The sequence below is a fragment of the Bacillus sp. 196mf genome (assembly GCF_003217275.1).
Taxonomy (GTDB): domain Bacteria; phylum Bacillota; class Bacilli; order Bacillales; family Bacillaceae_G; genus Bacillus_A; species Bacillus_A thuringiensis_S.
In genome coordinates, this window is record NZ_QJTG01000025.1 from 1 (window position 1) to 15,389 (window position 15,389).

The following is a 15,389-nucleotide window of genomic DNA, read 5'->3' on the forward strand; positions in this document are numbered from 1 at the left end:
AAACCTAGTATTCACCGCCTAATACACGCCAGTATACCTGAAACAATCCTTAAGCTCTTCGAAGAGCTCGCCCTCAACGAAGAACAAATGAAGAAACTAAACAAACTACGCAAACAGGCGAATCAACGGGAACTAACTGTATCTGAATTAACATGCGAAGTGGAAATGTAATAAGAGTAGGCTAACACTACTCAACTCAGAAGAATTACTGAAAGGTGAAAAGGACAACTCTAGCATAGATGGAACGCCGTGTGCCGTGAAAGTGGCACGCACGGTGTGGATCGGGGGAAAAGGTGGAGATAATATCAAAACCTTACCTATCGATATTCTATGGCTACAATATTATAAAGAAAATGAAGAGAAAATAAAGAAACGTTTTTTAAAAGATTATGTTGAAGGATGGACAGATGAAAAAGAGAAAGAATGGTTCCGTTTATCAGGAGGTAGTTACTTCGGATATAACAGACTTGGTTACTTTTTAGGAACAGCTTTTGTAACATATTTTGTACAAGCCTTTGGAGAGAATGAAGCACTGACTTTTTGGAACAAACATAATTTGAAAAGTAGTGTAATGGGTTGGTTATCGAAATGAATAAGATGCAATAGGGGGGTAAAATGATGAAAGGGTATTTGAAAATAGTTATGTTGTTTTTGGCTATAGCATGTATGTTTGCGCTAGCAGCATGTAATGGGACAGACGAAAAAAAGGAAACAAATCCAACCTTGGAAAATAATAAAAATGAACAAAGCAATCCTTCAGAAGAACAGAAAAATCCTGAAGCAAAACCAAGTAATGAAAAAACAACAAAACCATCACCTGAGCCAGATTCGAAAAATAGAACACTTAATCAAAAATCAATTAACCACGTTAAAGATTTGTTTGAACTAGCAAAAGAAGGAAAGGTACCTAATGTGCCATTTGGAGCCCATACAGGGGATATTGAAGAAATTGAAAAAGCGTGGGGGCAAGCAAATAAAACCGAATATGCAGGGAATGGAATGTACGCAACTTTTACAAATAAAAATGTTGTTTTCGGATTTAATAAAGGGTCACAAGTTTTTGATGTACGCTCATATCATGCAGAACTAAAATTGATTACATTACAAGAAATTGAAAAAGCATTAGGAAAACCATCTTCAGTTAAAGAGAATGGTGAAGATAAAATATATGTATACAAAGTAAATAACCAGTATGAGCTGAAATTTGTCATTCCAAAATCGACTGGTAAGGTAGATCATATTTCTGTATTTTCACCAGAGGATAGTATTAATAAAATGGCAGGATAAGAAATTAAGTGATTTCAAAAACACCTCACTTTATTGAAGTGAGGTGTTTTTAGTTGTAAATAAGGAACGTCTCCTGCCATATAAAACATACTTTCATATGCGAAATACTTCACTTTTGTTTTTTAATATTCATCCAATAAGAAATATTGATCTACTGAAAAAGTAGTAACCTATAAATTATGTGTAGGCTGGTTCATGATTTTTTTACGTTCTAAATTTTGAACAAACAGTGCTTGAACAATACCTCCAATTAATAAGAAACTAGCACAAATATAAAACAGCATACTTCCATTTAATTTACTTAATAAAACTGCACCAATAACAGGTCCACACGTTCGAGATATATCCCAGTGTATACCGTAAATTGAAAAATATAAACCACGTTTATCATGAGGTGCAATTTCTGAAACGAATCGTAATAAATGGTTTAGAGCAATACTTTCCCCAATGACTAAAAAGAGTAAGGTGAAGAACAACGACAATATCGTCGTTGAATAACTAAAGCCAACTGCAGCTATCGTATAGCAGGCGTAAGAAATAAGGATGATTTTCGCCATAGAAAATCGTTCAGACCATTTTACGAGGAAGATTTGTAGAATGATTTCCAAAATGGCTTTGCATGTTGAAATGAATGCGAGTATGAATACGAGATTAGGAAATACATGTTCTGCAAAAATACGATAATTCGTCTCAGTTTGTGCATAAAAAAAGCTAATAGGAAGTGTAGAAAGCATAAGACCGAATATGGCGTAATGTTTAAAAACAAATTGCTTTGGTGAACTTGCCTCAACTGTTTGTTTTGACTTACTTATAGGTGGAACGGTTTCTGGGAGCTGGGTCCAAACAACAACGGCATATATCGTAAGGGTTACACTTTGCACGATAAATAAATATTCTGGGTGAGTATTATAAAAACTTGCACCGATTAAAGGGCCGATTACGGATCCAATTGCTCCCATCGTTTGTAGAAGAGCAAAAATTTCTGCTTGCTGCTCTTTTTTTGTTAAATCAGCAATTTGTGCACGTTGAGCCGGAATATATAAGGAACGGCCAATGCCATTAATGACATATAACAGTGCAAATATAAAAACGGATTGAGCGAAAACGAAACTACCGATTGCAACACTTTGTAGCAATAAGCCGAGTAACATAATCTTTTTCCGGCCATATTTATCAGTAATTCCTCCAGCAATAAGTGTAAATAAAATGTCTGAAAGTGGCTGTAATCCGAAAATTAGCATAGTTATTATTACATTGCCGTTTAACATTTTATTAACGTAAATAATCATAATGATAGCTAGCATAGATTCAGTCGTTCGGGTTAATAATTCACCACACAGTCTAATAAAAATAGGTTTATTGTAACGAAGTAAGAGATAATTCAATATTAATTCCTCCTTTCTATATTGAAATGATAAGATGAAAGAAGAATTGGAAAAAGGGTAGAAACAATAGGGAGTATTTTTCACCTTTTAGGGGGATTATGATGTTTATTTTAGATCAATATATTGAACTATGGATTGCTTATGGAAAAGGGAAAAAAGAGGGAGAACGATTGGAAGTAACAGTGCAAAATATATCTGAAACATTATTTTGTACAGAGCGTAATAGTAAATTAATTATAAAAAAATTAGATGAGTTAAATTGGATCAAGTGGTTTCCAGGTCGCGGCAGGGGAAATCGTTCTAAGTTAATATTTCAAAAGCACCCGATGTCTTTAATTTTAGATAGAGGAAAAGAAATAACGAAAAAAGGGGATGTGAAAAGCGGAAGCATATTTGTGGAACGCTATAGCTCACATTTTCCGTCAGTAAAGGGAGAATATCACTGCTGGGTAGATTCAATATTTGGTCATAAGATTGAAATGACATCTGAAGGGAGAAGAGATGTACTCCGGTTGCAAGTACAAATGAATTTAGATATCACATTAGATCCTGTATACGCTACAATGCGTTCAGAATGTCATATGGTAAAACATATATTCGACACACTCGTGTATGTAGACGGTAATACAAACATTATAGAGCCAAGACTTGCATTTCACTGGGAATATAATGACGCTGAAAAAATATGGACGTTTTATTTACGAAAAGGAGTTCACTTTCATAATGGAAAACAACTTACTGCACATGATGTTATATACTCATTGAATCGATTTATGAATCTGGAAAATAATGCACACGCATGGATGTTACAACACGTTGAAAGTATCCGTTCAGTGGATGACTACGTTGTCGAAATTCAATTACAAACGGAAAATAAAATGTTTTTACATATGATAAGTGCAGAACAGTGTTCTATCGTGAGTGAAGATGAAGCAGGAGAGCTAATTGGAACAGGGTCTTTTCAATTATATAAAAGTAATGAAAATCTGTTCATTTTAGAAGGTCATCCTTTATATTTTCGTGAAAGACCTTTTTTAGATCGTGTTGAGTTGTGGAATGTAGAACAAGGTGTAAGTACATACGATATTTTAGTAAAGGCGCAGTATAAAGATAAAGAAAAACATAATAAAGAATTGTCTCGGCTTGAGTCGAACGTGACATATATAACATGTAATCTTACGAAAGAAGGACCAATGCAAGATGAGTTATTTCGGAAAGCGTTATATAAAATCATTCATGGTTATACAATCGTTCAAGAACTCGGCGGAGAACGTGGAGAAGTGGCAAAGAAACTAATATTAGCAGGTGAAAGCATTGTAGAGATTGAGGAAGATGTAGAAAGTTTAATTAAAAGGAGTACTTATCATAATGAAGTGCTACAGCTCTACACATTTACAGGACGAGATCATGTTGAAGATGCACAATGGATACAAAAAGAGTGTGCGAAGTACGGGATTCGTGTAGAAAATAATTTTCTTGATATAGAAGAGCTATTGGAAGTAAGTACGATACAAAAGGCTGATATGATGCATGATAGTGCCACAATAAGCGAACGAATAGAAGATAGTCTATTATATATGTTTCTTACAAAAAATAGTTTTATTCATGGACAAAGCAACATGGACTTTTATGAAAAGTTGTCTATTTATTTTAAACAAGAAGAATTAGAGAAAAGAGTTACATTGTTACGCGATATTGAGGATACTTTGTTACGTCAAATTCATATTATTCCTTTGTATCGTAATAAACAAGAGGTAAGTACACATGAAAAAGTCCAAAATATAATGATTAATTCACAAGGTTGGATTGATTTTTATAATATTTGGTTTAAATCTTGATATATAAGGGCTTTTGCGCATTTTCATAAGATGTGTAAGAGTCTTTTTTGTATGTAGGAATAGGTTTGTTTTACACATTGTTACGCTACTTGTGATAAAAGTCTATTTACAGCGTAACAGTGTTATGTTACATTGTTATCAGGAAGGAGTGTTATACAGTTGAGTACAGATTTGATTTCAAAAAAAGATTTATTAGAACTAACTGGCATTTCATACGGACAGTTATATAGGTGGAAAAGAAAAAATTTAATACCGGAAGATTGGTTTGTACGAAAGTCAACATTCACGGGTCAAGAGACATTTTTTCCGAAAGAAAAGATATTAGAGCGTATTGATAAAATCCAAACGATGAAAGAGGATTTATCACTTGATGAACTAGCGAATATGTTTTCACCGAGTGTGAGAGAAATTCTTTTAACAAAGGAAGACATTTTACGTAAGGGGATTGCATCAGAACCAGTTTTACAATTTTTCATAGAACAAACGAATAAAACAGCAGAGTTTCAATTTGTAGATATTCTTTATGTGTACATGTTAGAAGAATTATTACAATCGGGAGATATTAGTTTAGAAGAAGGAAAAATGGTCTTGCAAGTTTTACGTGAAAATTATGAAGCAATTAAACATAAAAATTGTGATTTAATCATTGTACGAAAGTTAGGGATTTCTACATGTTTATTAGTTTCAAACGTGGAAGATTTAATTTTTGAAAAAGGCACTAAAATCGTTTTACGCGAAGCGATTATGAAATATACCGAAGCATTAAAAACGAAATTGTTGTAGTGGAGGAGAAAGTATGCGTACAGATAATTTGATTATAAATGGTTACGGTTCATCGAATGGTGGCGAGTTTCATAAAGTGCAACTAAACGGAAAAGGTACTGTGAATGGAAATGTTGAATGTGACCAATTTGAATGTAACGGTTACGGTGCCGTTACTGGAAATTTGAAAAGTAGCAATGCAAGAATTAGTGGATCAGGTAAAATCGACGGTACAGTTCATGCTGAAACGATGCGAATTGATGGAAAAGCAACAATTACGCAAGATGTGAAGGCAAACAGTTTGAAAATTGCAGGAAAAGGTACGGTAGGTGGAAATGTCACTGGTGAAGAATTTAAAGTCAATGGTCAAGCGACAATTGATGGTAATTGTGAAGTGGATACGTTTTCTTCAGAAGGACAATTTACAATTGGTGGATTACTAAGCGCTGATGAAATAAATATTAATATTCACGGTACATGTCGAGCGAAAGAAATTGGTGGTCAAACGATTAAAGTAAAACATAGACTAAGTACTTTTAGTAGGCTGTTTAAATCAGTATTTGGTATGCAATTAGAGGCTGAACTATTAGAAGGTGACAATATCGATATTGATTATGCTCACATAAGAACGGTAAGAGGAAATAATGTTACGGTAGGACCGAACTGTGAGATTGAACTGATCGAATATACGGGTGTTCTTACTGTTGATAAAAGCGCAAATGTAAAAGAAATGAAGCAGATTTAATGGAAGGGAGAAAATGATATGGAACATCAACATAGTCTTACTGTTAATGGTTCTGGTAGTTCAGCAGGCGGAGATTATAATAAAGTGAAGATTCGCGGTGAAGGAACGATTTCTAATGACATGAGCTGTAATGAATTTAAAACGTACGGCACGAGTGAAGTGTGCGGTAATATGAAAGTGAAAAGTTATATCGTGTATGGAGATAGTGAAGTACAAGGAAATGTAGATGCGGAATATGTAAAAGTATACGGAAATACACAAATGCATAGTGATGCTCATATTGAAAAAATAAAAGTAAGAGGTATGATAGAAGTTAAAGGGAAATTAACTGGTGATTTCGTAGATGTGAAAGGCGCTTTAAATGTAAAAGGAGATATTGAAGTTGAAGAACTGTCACTAACTGGTGGCCTTGAAAGTGATGGATTACTTAATGCTGAAAATATTGAAATTTCACTTCGTTATGAAGGTAGCAAAGTAAGAGAAATTGGCGGTAAGAAGATTACCGTTCGTAAAAAAGCGAGATTTATTCCATTTACAAATCATGCTGGAAGCCTCAAAACGTCTATCATTGAAGGAGATGAGATTTATTTAGAGCATACGATTGCTGAAGTAGTAAGGGGAAATAATGTTACAATTGGTCCCGGATGTGAAATTAGTGTTGTAGAATATCATACTAGTTTTAATCAAAAAGGTAATGCAGTCGTAAAGGAACATAAACAAATATAAGTAGTACGAGGGAGAGCAAGGTTATGGTTGAAAAGAATAATAAGCTCGGCTTTGTTGTAGCGGGCTTATTGCTAGGTATTTTAATGGCATCAATGGATAATACCATTGTCGTAACAGCGATGGGAACAATCGTTGGTGATTTAGGAGGCCTTGAAAACTTTGTATGGGTCGTTTCTGCCTATATGGTCGCAGAAATGGCAGGTATGCCGATATTCGGAAAACTATCAGATATGTATGGTAGAAAGAGGTTCTTTATTTTCGGTTTAATCGTCTTTATGATTGGTTCGGCGCTTTGTGGTACTGCTGAAAATATTACACAGTTAGGGATTTATCGTGCCATTCAAGGTATTGGCGGCGGGGCATTAGTGCCGATCGCGTTTACTATCGTTTTTGATATTTTCCCTCCTGAAAAGCGCGGGAAAATGGGTGGTTTATTCGGAGCAGTATTTGGTTTATCGAGTATTTTTGGTCCGTTGCTTGGTGCGTATATTACAGATTACATAAGCTGGCACTGGGTATTTTATATTAACTTACCGCTTGGCGTTTTAGCACTTATTTTTATTACATTCTTTTATAAAGAGTCACGAGTTCATAGAAAGCAAAAAATTGATTGGTTTGGCGCAATTACTTTAGTTGGTGCAGTAGTTTCTTTAATGTTTGCGCTTGAACTTGGCGGACAAAAGTATGATTGGGATTCTAACTTTATTTTAAGTTTATTTGGTGGATTCGTTATTTTAATTATTGCATTCATTTTTATTGAACGTAAAGTAGAAGAACCGATCATTTCATTTGAGATGTTTAAACAACGTTTGTTCGGAATGAGTACAATTATTGCTTTATGTTACGGAGCTGCATTTATGTCAGCAACTGTATACATTCCATTATTCATTCAAGGTGTATACGGTGGCACTGCAACAAACTCAGGATTATTACTTTTACCAATGATGTTAGGCTCAGTCGTAACAGCGCAGTTAGGTGGTTTTTTAACGACAAAGCTTAGCTACCGAAACATTATGATCATTTCTGCGGTTATTATGCTAATTGGACTATTTTTATTAAGCACATTAACGCCAGAAACAAGTCGTGCATTATTAACAGTGTATATGATCATTATCGGATTTGGAGTCGGTTTCTCATTCTCTGTACTAAGTATGGCAGCTATTCACAACTTCGGTATGGAACAGCGCGGATCTGCGACTTCGACGAGTAATTTCATTCGTTCATTAGGTATGACACTTGGTATTACAATCTTCGGAATGATTCAAAGAACAGGTTTCCAAGATCAATTAGAAGAAGCATTTAAAGGTATGAGCGGAGGAATGAATACAAACACATTAGGGGATTCAAGAGCCATTTTATCAGAATCGGCAAGATCTCAAATCCCTCCGCAAATATTAGATAAGATTATTGATGCTCTTTCTAGTTCAATTGTTCAAACATTCATGTGGGCATTGGTACCAGCTGGATTAGCATTCATATTCATTTTCTTTATGGGAAATGAGCGCATGGTAATTAAGAAACAACAAAAGAATAAAAAGAGCGAAACATCAAAAGCGTAATGAAAAAGCTCCTTTCCAATTGGAAAGGAGCTTTTTCATATGTATGGTGTTAGATTAGCCTTCGATAATTTCGTATTCTTCGTCTGCAAGTAATAAAATTTGTGTTTTCTTACCTTTGTTTTGAACTTCGATTACATCGTATGCACCTAAGTCTCTTACTTTGCTTTGAGAAGCGTTAACCATAACTTCCATAGAATCAATTAAGATATCTTCTTCAATGTATGATTCAGGCAATGCCATATCTTCAGTTTCTAATACACATGCGTATAGATTTTGTAAGTTTTCAGCAGTTGGGTTTTGTTCCTCAACATCAATGATGTTTTTTACTGCTTCCATATTTTCTTCTTTTACTTGGTATACTTTAATTTTAGCCATTGTTTTAATCTCCTTTATAACGTAATCGTAGAGGCTACACTTCATTATAACGTTTTTTTCACGAAAGATGAAATTGTTATATGTATTTATAGTAAAAATTATGTGTTATTACTCATTATTGGTGTAATTCCCTTACTAATATTATGAATAGGTAACGATATTCCTACGTTAAAGTTATATTGTCCAAGCTTTTTTGTTTTCCTTTCATATATATGTATTAGCTATTCTATATAAAGAAGGGATGGAGTGTAAGTGGATTGTGAGCCGAAACGTGATTGTGGATGTTGCCAAAATAGTATATGTGAATTTTTACAAAGTCTAGAACCGTATACTAAAGTTGAAAGTATTGTAATAGCAGGAAACGAAATCGTTGTATCCTATTTTCTTTCGTTTAATGTGATGAAAGGGATTGTATCATTTGTACAAGAAGACAGTGAGGTTATATTTGTAGATTGCTCAAAAATTGATGCAATCCGAATAGGAAAAGTTTGTAGTTGCAAATCGAAAGTTAAATATATTGAAGAGGACTTTAGCTTGCTAGGAAATGTGTGCCCGCAATGTTTAACAGAGGGGAGCACAATCTTTTTCGATTTTTATAATCCAGAATTAAATTTATCTTTACAAGCGAAAACAATTGATGCACCTATATGTACTGAATTTACAGATGAACTTGGGAATATAGTAAAGCAATTTGCAATCGTAGGTGAAGCAATTGTTTCTAAGGATTTTGTTCAAGTACCTGAACTGTTAGATTTTCGATTAGTTTTATCGGATACTGCTGCGAACCCATTGAAGTTTGGAATACTATTCATTAATTTTCCTGATATTACATTCATTATTCTTTTCGCATCTAGTGGATACTTAAACATTTCAAATTGTTTAAAAGTAGAGAGTGGAACTGGTAATATCGAAATAGAAGAGCTGAAAAAAATGATAAAGTATGACGATAACACGTACAAATCGGTTGTTAAATTGACTAAGGTATATAAGAACGGTGAGACGGAATCTTTTATTTCTAAGAAGGAGTTATAACGCATTTTTTGATAAATCCTCATACATTATGTTGAGGGTTTATACATACACGATGTATATTCTAAAGTTTAAAAAGTGAGATACTCTTTTTTTATTAGATGTTATAATAATTTTATATTTGTGAATAATTTATAATTATATAAAATTTTAGTTTAATAGGTGTTTGCTTATATGGTAAGTGGTTGATTGAAAAATTATATAAGTTGATTCTTAAAGATTTAGAATACGATTGATTTTAAAGAAGGCGGGAATGTAAATGATATATGAAGCGAATATACGTACAAGAAAAAAACTAGTTTCTATGTTTGATGATTTCAATAACGTTGTTTTACTTTCTTATTTACAAGGGCATATGGGTACTGCTTGGGTAAATGATCTTGAAAATCCAACAGTAGCACAAGTTACGGTAGGAATTTTCACATTTTACGCTGGAGACCCAAATGTGCAAGAAATAGAAGAGTTATTACGTAATATTCCAGAAAGAATTTTAGTTATCGTAAATAGTGAAGAGTGGAAACAACGCCTAGAAACATTCCATGAAAGAAAAATAGATAAGTTTTTACGTTATAAATTCAAACGAAATCCAGAAGTTTTTAATCGTTCAAAATTACAATCTTTTATATCAACACTTCCAAAAGGATATGAGTTAAAAAGAATAGATGAGCATATCGCAAATAGCCCTACATTACATAAAATCTCCGAAGATTTTACAAGTCAATTTCAGTCGTTAGAAGATTATATAAACCGTGGTATAGGTTATAGCATTTTATATAACGGAGAAGTTGTATGCGGTGCATCCTCGTATAGTATTTATAATGATGGCATTGAAATTGAAGTTGCGACTGATCATAATCATAGAAGAAAAGGTTTGGCAACTGTAGTTAGTGCAGCTCTTATATTGGATTGCTTAGAAAATGGAAAGTATCCAAACTGGGACGCAGCGAATACTACATCTGCTAACCTAGCAGAAAAGTTAGGATATGAATTTGATAAGGCATATGATACTTATTTTGTGGATAATAGATGAGTGAAGGAATTACATACTAAAAAACAAATGCGCCCTAGTACGTAAGTCTAGGGCGCATTTATTAGTTGGTAAATATCTTCATAACAATCTTATCACATTTCATCTTTTGAATGTTTGGAATTAAAGATATTTATGTGACTTTTTGAAAAAATAAAAGAGCAGCTAGCAAAAGCTAACTGCTCCTCTCCAAGGGAGAATGGAGAAATACAATCATGTTATCTATAGTATTGACGGAACATAGAGTTTTAATCAAAGCCCCACTGATTAAAGTTTCACTTTATTACATTTAAAATTTAAATAGTAGAACGTGTTTTTCGTAGTTCTCCAAACACCAATTATATTTTTTTAGAATAATTGGATGGACTGCTTCTTTCGTAGTATCGACTTCAGTATAGCCATATTTCTTATAAAAGTTTTCTAATTCCTCAAAAGGAAGACAATATACATCTTGTATTTGTGATTTTCTCGCAGTTTCCACTAAAAATGAAACAAGCTCACCAGCTAATTGTAGCCCTCTAAATTGAGGCAGAATAAAAATTCCACCCATTTCTAAAGTATCTGCATCTATTTGGACTAATCGCCCAACACCTGCATACTCATTGTTATATGTAATAATTGCAACTTTATCTCTCTTTAAATCACTTCTTACAAATCCTATTGAGTCATATTGATTATTAACCCATTCTAAATCGTTAGATGTGGCCAATTGAATACTCATATACATCCTCCTTGGAAATACTAGCGCTCTCTTCATTATATAGAACATAACATACTATATCAAAAGAACCTTGAGATAGCACATTTGTTTAAGTTATTAGTTAAAAGTGTGGGATTGCTGGCATTGAAATGTAGGCTTCACCAAACATAGGATAATAATCTTGTGAATTTAGTGTTACATAGTCAAAATAAAAAATAGTTCATGTGTTCGATAACGCACGATTGTTTAAGTGTAGAGAAAATCATAGGGGTATTTTAATTAGTAGCTACTGTATTCATTGAAGCTATTAAGGAAATGTGGTAATCGCCAGCCTTATTGATACAAATCATATTAGGATTTAGTAAAAAACTCTTCCTGAAAAAGAGGGAGATTAAAGATAAGAGCACTTCGAAAAGTGCCCTTCAGTAACGACTACTCATTCTAAAAAGAAAGGATGCAATATATCATATGAAGTTTAGTGTATTTAATTATGGGCCTTTTATATAAAAGTTTTATTTTGTTCCGAATAAAAAGGCGGTTGTTTTCGCAACCACCTTTCAGTAAAACAAAGCACTTTTTATGAAATAAATTATGGATGATCCCTAAAAAAGGTTATAGGATATACCCACATTTTTATAACTAAAGTGACGAACTCAGGTTATAAGGAAGGAACAATTATATTGTATGAAATCTATTCTAGAGTAGTCACAAAGAAAGTTGTCTTCTTATTAGAAGGCAGCTTTTTTTATTAGAAAAAGAAGTAGAAGATTAAGTTACTTGTCCAAACAAATTTTAAAAAAATACATAAAATGCTATTAGTTAGTCAATATTTTAATATTGCTAATTTTTAAGACTAAAAGGGGTGATTTTATGTGTGAATGTGAAGTTTGTAGACGAAAGAAAAATCGGGATCCATTAAACCGGGAGTTTGAGCCGAAAAAACGAGTTCCTGAGCCAAAAGAAGAGGATTGTGAGCCAAAAAAAGAGGACTGTGAACCAAAAAAAGAAGATTGCGAATCATTAAATTATTATTCATTTAGTAAAAATGCAAATTTTTTAGAAGAAGCTATACAAACAGATGAAATCGATCAAATTTCTGAGGAATATATTGAAATAGTAGATTCAGCAGATGTACAAGTTACTACTACAGATACAAAAGCTGCGCTATCTATCCAAGCTGCATTACAAGCAGCTATTGTGGTTGTGGTAAGTATTTCTATAGCAGATAGTGAAAAGGCAGATAAAATAACACAAGAATTGTTTCAAAAATCATCTATTAAACAAATTAATAGACAAAAAACATTTATTAAAAATTCCAGAAACGTAACCGTAACAACTACTGATACAGATATTGCAGTGAATATTCAAATTCTCCTTCAAATTTTATTAGCGTTACTAGTTAAATTAAATATTTTATAAAGTGTCTATCCCATTTATATTTAGCTATAAGGGTTCACTCTAAGTAAATATTTTTTTGTTGTAATATGTGGTACAAGCTTGGACTTCTCATTATGACTGAATTAATATTCAAGATTAATGGGAAATTAAGTGTGGAAAACTACACAATAACAAAGGTGAACTTATAATTTAACATTGAATAAAACTTATATATGTGAAGTAAAGGAAGGCTGTCTTCGTATTAGAAGACAGCTTTTTGATTTTATTAGTAAAAAGAAGTGAAAATAGAAGATTAAGTTACTTGTCCAAGCAATTTTTATTTAAATGCATATAATGCTGGTAGTTATTTGAAATTTTTATAGGAAACTGATAGGAGTGAACATTGTAAATGGATGATTTAAATAAATTTTCTTCCTTTAAGTTTGATAAGGATCAAAAGAATATAATTATAGACCTTTTACTCTCAGATATTTTTAATAGGCATGGAATCAATGAAGAAAAACTAAAAAATTTATCACCAGAAAAAAAGCAGCAAATTAAAAGTATTGTTTCTGAAATACAATCACAAGTTAATAATTATTTAGATTGAAAGGGGGTGAACGTATGGACAAAACATGTCATTCAGATGAAAATAAAAAGTGGAGTGCATTAGATTCCTCAAATCCTCATCCGTCTTTTAAAAATGCTAGCGTTTCAGAAGCAGCTGCGCAAGAAAGTAAAACGTACCAAATTTCTGAAGAATCTATTACAATTGTAGATTCAGCAGATGTAGAAGTTACTACTACAGATACAAAAGCTGCTTTATCTATTCAAGCAGCATTACAAGCAGCTATTGTGGTTATAATAAGTGTTTCTATAGCAGACAGTGAAAAAGCTGACCGTGTAGCACAAGAATTGTTTCAAAAATCATCTATTAAACAAATTAATAAACAAGAAACTGTTATTAGAAATTCTAGAAATGTTACAGTTACGACTACGGATACAGACATAGCAGTAAATGTTCAAATTCTTCTCCAAATTTTATTAGCTTTACTAGTAAAATTAAATATTTTATAAAATGTTTAACTTGTTTTTTATCTAGTGATTCTTACAGGTGAATATTCACTGTTTTAATTATAGTACAGGCTATAAATATTAATCATAACTGGACTAATATTTAACATCGCCAAAATAATAATGAGAACAATGTGATGGAAAATAAATTTTGGTTATTTTATGAAAATTTAAAAGCCATTTCCTTTATTGGATTTGGCTTTTAAATTTTAAACAGTATGAATTTGAAAAGATTATATTAAGATAAAGAATCAAAATATAATGATACAAAATACTTATAAAATTATTCGTGTTATAGAAAAATAATAAGAAAAAGGTGTTTAAAATAGAATCATTTTCATTAATAGTTCAAGTTTTGAAGAATAGTGCATACAATATAAAGTGTTTTCCTTTCTTCATTTAAGTTTTACGTATATAATTTAAAAGTACTATTTTTATTTTATTATTTTATATTTATAACAGAATAGAGGTTTAAAAATGGGTGTTAAAATCATTACGGATAGTGCGGCGGATTTACCAGTAGAATTGCTGCAAGCATATGATATTGATTTAATTCCACTCCGTGTATATGATGAAGCAGAAACAGAGTATTTAGATGGAGTAACATTAGAGTCAGTTACATTATTGCAAAAAATGAGAGAAGGCGCTGTTTATAGAACGTCATTGCCTTCACTTGAAACTTTCCAAGAAAAATTTGTTTCTTATGCAAAAGAAGGTAATCCTTGTATATATTTAGCTTTTTCATCTGAACTGTCTGGTACATATCAATCATCAGTTGTCATTAAAGAGGAAGTAAAAGAAACATATGTAGATTTAGATTTAGAAATTATTGATACGAAATGTGCTTCGCTTGGTCAAGGTCTTGTCGTTTTAGAAGCTGCTAAAATGGCAAAAGATGGCGCATCAAAAGAAGATATTTTAAACCGTGTCGCTTTTCTAATGAACCATATGGAGCACATCTTCACTGTAGCTGACTTACAGTACCTTGTTAGAGGTGGACGTTTAAGTAAAGTAGCTGGTTTTATCGGTGGTTTACTAAACATTAAGCCGATCTTAAACGTGGAAGAAGGAAAACTTGTACCACTTGAAAAGGTACGAGGGAAAAAGAAAGTATTAAGCCGTATTGTTGATATTATGGAAGAGCGTGGTAAAGACCTTAAAGGTCAAACAATCGGTATGACTCACGGTGACGATTTAGAAACAGCTGAAGCATTAAAAGCATTAATTACGGAAAGATTTGGCTGTGAAGTATTTATCGTAAATACAATTGGTGCAGCAATCGGAGCACATACAGGACCTGGCGTTATAACGTTATTTTTCTTAAATGGAGTAGAGTAAAGGATTGATCTTTTGATCAATCCTTTTTTATTTTTTAATCTGTGATAATCGGTCGTTATGGTATTGATGAAGATAAAATCTTTGAAGTTTTCCTATATCAAATGCAATCTTGTAGAGGGAGTATTTTTTATATGTGGAATGATACTTAATGGTAGAAGAAAAGAGTA

General features: G+C 32.6%; 15 protein-coding genes and 1 pseudogene. 13 read left to right on the forward strand and 3 right to left on the reverse strand.

Features of this window, described 5'->3' with window-relative positions; all coding sequences use genetic code 11:
* Positions 1-331: 331 nt before the first annotated feature.
* Both ATL10_RS24530 and ATL10_RS24535 read left to right on the forward strand, forming a co-directional pair.
* Positions 332-592 (forward strand): annotated as a pseudogene (locus ATL10_RS24530) (aminopeptidase); the annotation flags it as partial.
* A gap of 23 nt (positions 593-615) precedes the next feature.
* On the forward strand, positions 616-1,287 hold the full coding sequence (locus ATL10_RS24535) for a YjgB family protein (RefSeq protein WP_110497704.1): 672 nt from the start codon (positions 616-618) through the stop codon (positions 1,285-1,287).
* A gap of 170 nt (positions 1,288-1,457) precedes the next feature.
* On the opposite strand, the gene ATL10_RS24540 is transcribed toward ATL10_RS24535, so the two are convergent.
* The gene (locus tag ATL10_RS24540) at positions 1,458-2,672 is read right to left on the reverse strand and encodes an MDR family MFS transporter (protein ID WP_090977774.1); all 1,215 of its coding nucleotides are present in this window, start codon (positions 2,670-2,672) and stop codon (positions 1,458-1,460) included.
* A gap of 101 nt (positions 2,673-2,773) precedes the next feature.
* On the opposite strand from ATL10_RS24540, the gene ATL10_RS24545 reads away from it, so the two are divergent.
* From ATL10_RS24545 to ATL10_RS24565, 5 genes are all read left to right on the forward strand, one after another.
* Positions 2,774-4,510: an ABC transporter substrate-binding protein gene (locus tag ATL10_RS24545; protein ID WP_000470196.1), complete on the forward strand. Its 1,737-nt coding sequence runs from the start codon at positions 2,774-2,776 to the stop codon at positions 4,508-4,510.
* A 159-nt stretch (positions 4,511-4,669) separates the two neighbouring features.
* On the forward strand, positions 4,670-5,293 hold the full coding sequence (locus ATL10_RS24550) for a YhbD family protein (RefSeq protein WP_000102245.1): 624 nt from the start codon (positions 4,670-4,672) through the stop codon (positions 5,291-5,293).
* A gap of 13 nt (positions 5,294-5,306) precedes the next feature.
* Positions 5,307-6,017, forward strand: a complete 711-nt coding sequence (locus tag ATL10_RS24555) for a bactofilin family protein (RefSeq protein ID WP_001258371.1) — start codon at positions 5,307-5,309, stop codon at positions 6,015-6,017.
* 18 nt (positions 6,018-6,035) lie between these two features.
* Entirely contained in the window at positions 6,036-6,743 is a 708-nt protein-coding gene (locus ATL10_RS24560) for a cytoplasmic protein (protein ID WP_090977778.1), read from the forward strand.
* A gap of 23 nt (positions 6,744-6,766) precedes the next feature.
* Positions 6,767-8,302 carry an MDR family MFS transporter gene (locus ATL10_RS24565; protein ID WP_000229635.1) on the forward strand — a complete coding sequence of 512 codons (1,536 nt, stop codon included), beginning with the start codon at positions 6,767-6,769 and terminating at the stop codon, positions 8,300-8,302.
* 54 nt (positions 8,303-8,356) lie between these two features.
* On the opposite strand, the gene ATL10_RS24570 is transcribed toward ATL10_RS24565, so the two are convergent.
* On the reverse strand, positions 8,357-8,677 hold the full coding sequence (locus ATL10_RS24570; protein ID WP_001062742.1) for a hypothetical protein: 321 nt from the start codon (positions 8,675-8,677) through the stop codon (positions 8,357-8,359).
* Between the two features lie 252 nt (positions 8,678-8,929).
* On the opposite strand from ATL10_RS24570, the gene ATL10_RS24575 reads away from it, so the two are divergent.
* Both ATL10_RS24575 and ATL10_RS24580 read left to right on the forward strand, forming a co-directional pair.
* The gene (locus ATL10_RS24575) at positions 8,930-9,709 is read left to right on the forward strand and encodes a BC_2878 family exosporium-associated protein (RefSeq protein WP_110497708.1); all 780 of its coding nucleotides are present in this window, start codon (positions 8,930-8,932) and stop codon (positions 9,707-9,709) included.
* A gap of 256 nt (positions 9,710-9,965) precedes the next feature.
* Positions 9,966-10,736 (forward strand): GNAT family N-acetyltransferase, encoded by a 771-nt coding sequence (locus ATL10_RS24580; RefSeq protein ID WP_090977784.1) that lies wholly within the window; start codon positions 9,966-9,968, stop codon positions 10,734-10,736.
* 286 nt (positions 10,737-11,022) lie between these two features.
* Here the strand turns inward: ATL10_RS24580 and ATL10_RS24585 are convergent, their stop codons facing one another.
* A complete protein-coding gene (locus ATL10_RS24585) occupies positions 11,023-11,454 on the reverse strand; it encodes a GNAT family N-acetyltransferase (protein ID WP_090977786.1) in 432 nt (143 codons plus the stop codon).
* Positions 11,455-12,303: 849 nt separating this feature from the next.
* Between ATL10_RS24585 and ATL10_RS24595 the strand changes: the two genes are divergently transcribed.
* The 4 genes from ATL10_RS24595 (at position 12,304) to ATL10_RS24610 (ending at position 15,222) form a co-directional block, all read left to right on the forward strand.
* Complete coding sequence (locus ATL10_RS24595; protein ID WP_098235392.1) at positions 12,304-12,852, forward strand: spore coat protein; 549 nt, start codon at positions 12,304-12,306, stop codon at positions 12,850-12,852.
* Positions 12,853-13,219: 367 nt separating this feature from the next.
* Complete coding sequence (locus ATL10_RS24600) at positions 13,220-13,420, forward strand: spore coat protein W (protein ID WP_000342253.1); 201 nt, start codon at positions 13,220-13,222, stop codon at positions 13,418-13,420.
* 14 nt (positions 13,421-13,434) lie between these two features.
* Positions 13,435-13,887 (forward strand): spore coat protein, encoded by a 453-nt coding sequence (locus ATL10_RS24605; RefSeq protein WP_000361677.1) that lies wholly within the window; start codon positions 13,435-13,437, stop codon positions 13,885-13,887.
* A 474-nt stretch (positions 13,888-14,361) separates the two neighbouring features.
* On the forward strand, positions 14,362-15,222 hold the full coding sequence (locus ATL10_RS24610; RefSeq protein WP_090977790.1) for a DegV family protein: 861 nt from the start codon (positions 14,362-14,364) through the stop codon (positions 15,220-15,222).
* The last annotated feature ends 167 nt before the right edge of the window (positions 15,223-15,389 follow it).

What these genes read in the sequence shown, in the direction of transcription:
- ATL10_RS24535 (WP_110497704.1), top strand. Translation starts at nt 616, where the DNA reads ATGATGAAAGGGTATTTGAAAATAGTTATGTTGTTTTTGGCTATAGCA.
- ATL10_RS24545 (WP_000470196.1), top strand. Translation starts at nt 2,774, where the DNA reads ATGTTTATTTTAGATCAATATATTGAACTATGGATTGCTTATGGAAAA.
- ATL10_RS24555 (WP_001258371.1), top strand. Translation starts at nt 5,307, where the DNA reads ATGCGTACAGATAATTTGATTATAAATGGTTACGGTTCATCGAATGGT.
- ATL10_RS24560 (WP_090977778.1), top strand. Translation starts at nt 6,036, where the DNA reads ATGGAACATCAACATAGTCTTACTGTTAATGGTTCTGGTAGTTCAGCA.
- ATL10_RS24565 (WP_000229635.1), top strand. Translation starts at nt 6,767, where the DNA reads ATGGTTGAAAAGAATAATAAGCTCGGCTTTGTTGTAGCGGGCTTATTG.
- ATL10_RS24570 (WP_001062742.1), bottom strand. Translation starts at nt 8,677, where the DNA reads ATGGCTAAAATTAAAGTATACCAAGTAAAAGAAGAAAATATGGAAGCA.
- ATL10_RS24580 (WP_090977784.1), top strand. Translation starts at nt 9,966, where the DNA reads ATGATATATGAAGCGAATATACGTACAAGAAAAAAACTAGTTTCTATG.
- ATL10_RS24585 (WP_090977786.1), bottom strand. Translation starts at nt 11,454, where the DNA reads ATGAGTATTCAATTGGCCACATCTAACGATTTAGAATGGGTTAATAAT.
- ATL10_RS24595 (WP_098235392.1), top strand. Translation starts at nt 12,304, where the DNA reads ATGTGTGAATGTGAAGTTTGTAGACGAAAGAAAAATCGGGATCCATTA.
- ATL10_RS24600 (WP_000342253.1), top strand. Translation starts at nt 13,220, where the DNA reads ATGGATGATTTAAATAAATTTTCTTCCTTTAAGTTTGATAAGGATCAA.
- ATL10_RS24605 (WP_000361677.1), top strand. Translation starts at nt 13,435, where the DNA reads ATGGACAAAACATGTCATTCAGATGAAAATAAAAAGTGGAGTGCATTA.
- ATL10_RS24610 (WP_090977790.1), top strand. Translation starts at nt 14,362, where the DNA reads ATGGGTGTTAAAATCATTACGGATAGTGCGGCGGATTTACCAGTAGAA.